The following is a 2,377-nucleotide window of genomic DNA, read 5'->3' on the forward strand; positions in this document are numbered from 1 at the left end:
AAATATTTTAGGGAGTTAGTTGTAATAAAAAAGTCCATAAAAACTTGACACTGTCTTTCTTCATAAGCCATCTTTAAAAATTTTAATTTATGTAGTAAAATATATAAATGGAGGATAAGTCATGAAAAGAGAAAAAAAATATTACACAAACTACAGTAGGAGTAATTCTAAAAAAAGAGACATTCATTTGCCAAAGAGAAAAAGGAGAAAGAGTGCCAGGTTTAACGTGAAAAAGATATTATTACTTTTAATAATAATCGCCTGTGCCGCTGGTTGCTTCAAGTTAATAAATGCTTATAGAAGTAACGAGGAGGCTAAAAATAAGACTAAAATTGAAGAAAATCAAGTACAAGCTGATAAGAAAAAATCACAAAAAGTAATTGGTCAGAAGGAAGATGCCAAAAGAAAATATGGTGTTGATGCTCAAAAAGTTTGGAATGCCTTAAATACTTACGATTATGACAATGGCGGTAAAAAGCAGGTATTCTTGACATTTGATGATGGGCCTTCACTTACAAACACACCTAATATTCTTAAAACTCTTAAAGATAACGATGTAAAGGCTACTTTCTTTGTTATCGGTAAGTCTTTGAAAATGAATGGTGCAGCAGATATATTAAAGCAGGAATATAATGAAGGTATGGCCATAGCCAACCACTCTTATTCCCATGACTACAAATTCTTGTATCCTGGAAGAGTTTTAAATATGGCAAACTACACGTCAGACTTTGATAAGAATGCCCAACTAATCAAAACTTGTCTTGGTTTTGACTTTGAAACTAGGGTTTACAGGTGTCCAGGTGGACAGATTTCTTGGCAAAAGACAGAACCCCTTAATGAATACATGATTAAAAACAACAAGGCTTCTATAGACTGGAACGCCCTAAATAGTGACGCTGAGGGTCCTAAGAAAAATGCCGACCAATTGTACCAACATGCAGTTGAAAGCAGCAAGGGCAAAAATCTCGTAGTCCTACTAATGCACGATACATATGGCAAGGAAGAAACAGCCAAGTACTTAGATAGTATTATCAAATACTACAAGAATGCTGGCTACGAATTTAAAACATTATATTAAAAATAAAGGACCGTCTTTAGGGGCTCTTAATTAGGGATTTATTCCCTTAAAATTTAAGCTTCTTTGTCAACTAGCTTTGATGAATAAAATCCGAAATTTATGCGACAACATCAAGGATACATATAGTATCCTTGATGTTGTCTTTTTTCTTTATGTTGATTGTATAATCAAGTTACAAGTGGGGCTACCACACTTCGAATAGCAAAAAAAAAGAACTCAGGGTCTCCCCCAAGTTCTTTCTTTTTACTTTATTTACTTAGCTCGTTTAAAACTCTATCACTTACCATCCTAGTACCACCAATTGCAATTACCTTTTGGATATTTGCTTTAGCGATATAGTCTTTTAGTGATTTTGGTGCGCTGTTTGCTCTTGTTAATAGGATTGGCATATCTAAGATACCGCCTACTGGTCCTATTACTAGTGCGTCCATCCACTCCACTCCATTTGCTAAGAATATTTCTTTTGAACCGCTGAACTTCTTGTTTGCTATATCAATAGCTGTTTCGTATCTTGTATCTCCTTTTAATCTTTCTACTACTGTTGGTAGTGAAGCTTCTAGAGATCTATTTACAGTTGCGTATCCACCTGCTATTGTTACTTTGTTTATAGCTAGTTCTGTTATAGCATCTTTAATTGATTTTGGTAAGTTGTTTGCTTTTACTAGTAGTATTGGGTAACCTTCTCTTGATGCGTAAGGTGCTACTGCTAGTGCGTCTGCAAATACTTGTCCTGATGCTACTACTGCATGTCCAAGTTTTCCTGTTATTCCTACTACTCTTCTTGCAACTTGTGCTGAAGTTTCGTATCTGTCTTTACCGTAGATTCTTTCTACTGTATCTTTATCAAATTTAGCTAATTCTTTCTTAACTGCTTCTGATACTGATGCGTTTCCACCTACGATTATTACATCTTTTGCTCCAAGTCTTTGAATTTCTGCCGCTACTCTAGGGTCAAGCTTATGAGTATTTGTTAGTAGGATAGGTGCCTTTAATAGCTTAGATAATACTGATGCTGTCATTGCGTCAGGGAAATCTTTGCTATCTACTACAATTACTGTGTTCGCTTGTCTAAAGTATTTCTTAGAAATTTCTATTGCTGTTTCAACTCTGTCCTTGCCATTAGCTCTATCAGTTGTTCTATTTGAAGAGTCTTCTGTAGTTCTACCAGGTTTTCGAGTTGTACCACCTGTAGTTGGTTTTGCTTCATATGTTGCTGTATAGCTTGTTGTTGTAATTTGTGTTGTATCTGTTGGTACTACTGGGTTCCAAGCTTTGAATTTCTTTGTTGCATCTGTTGGA

The 2,377-nt window shown here is 35.2% G+C and carries 2 protein-coding genes; one reads left to right on the forward strand and one right to left on the reverse strand.

Annotation, left to right across the window (positions count from 1 at the left end):
* Positions 1 to 121 precede the first annotated feature (121 nt).
* A complete protein-coding gene (locus HMPREF1639_RS02665; RefSeq protein ID WP_036762995.1) occupies positions 122 to 1,078 on the forward strand; it encodes a polysaccharide deacetylase family protein in 957 nt (318 codons plus the stop codon).
* 248 nt (positions 1,079 to 1,326) lie between these two features.
* Here the strand turns inward: HMPREF1639_RS02665 and HMPREF1639_RS02670 are convergent.
* Positions 1,327 to 2,377 (reverse strand): cell wall-binding repeat-containing protein (locus tag HMPREF1639_RS02670; RefSeq protein WP_198021046.1); only part of this gene is annotated, 1,051 nt, incomplete at its 5' end.

The sequence above is a fragment of the Peptostreptococcus sp. MV1 genome (assembly GCF_000758885.1).
GTDB lineage: Bacteria > Bacillota > Clostridia > Peptostreptococcales > Peptostreptococcaceae > Peptostreptococcus.

Bases quoted from the DNA above. Each gene is read 5' to 3' on its own strand.
- HMPREF1639_RS02665 (WP_036762995.1), top strand. From the start codon at position 122: ATGAAAAGAGAAAAAAAATATTACACAAACTACAGTAGGAGTAATTCT.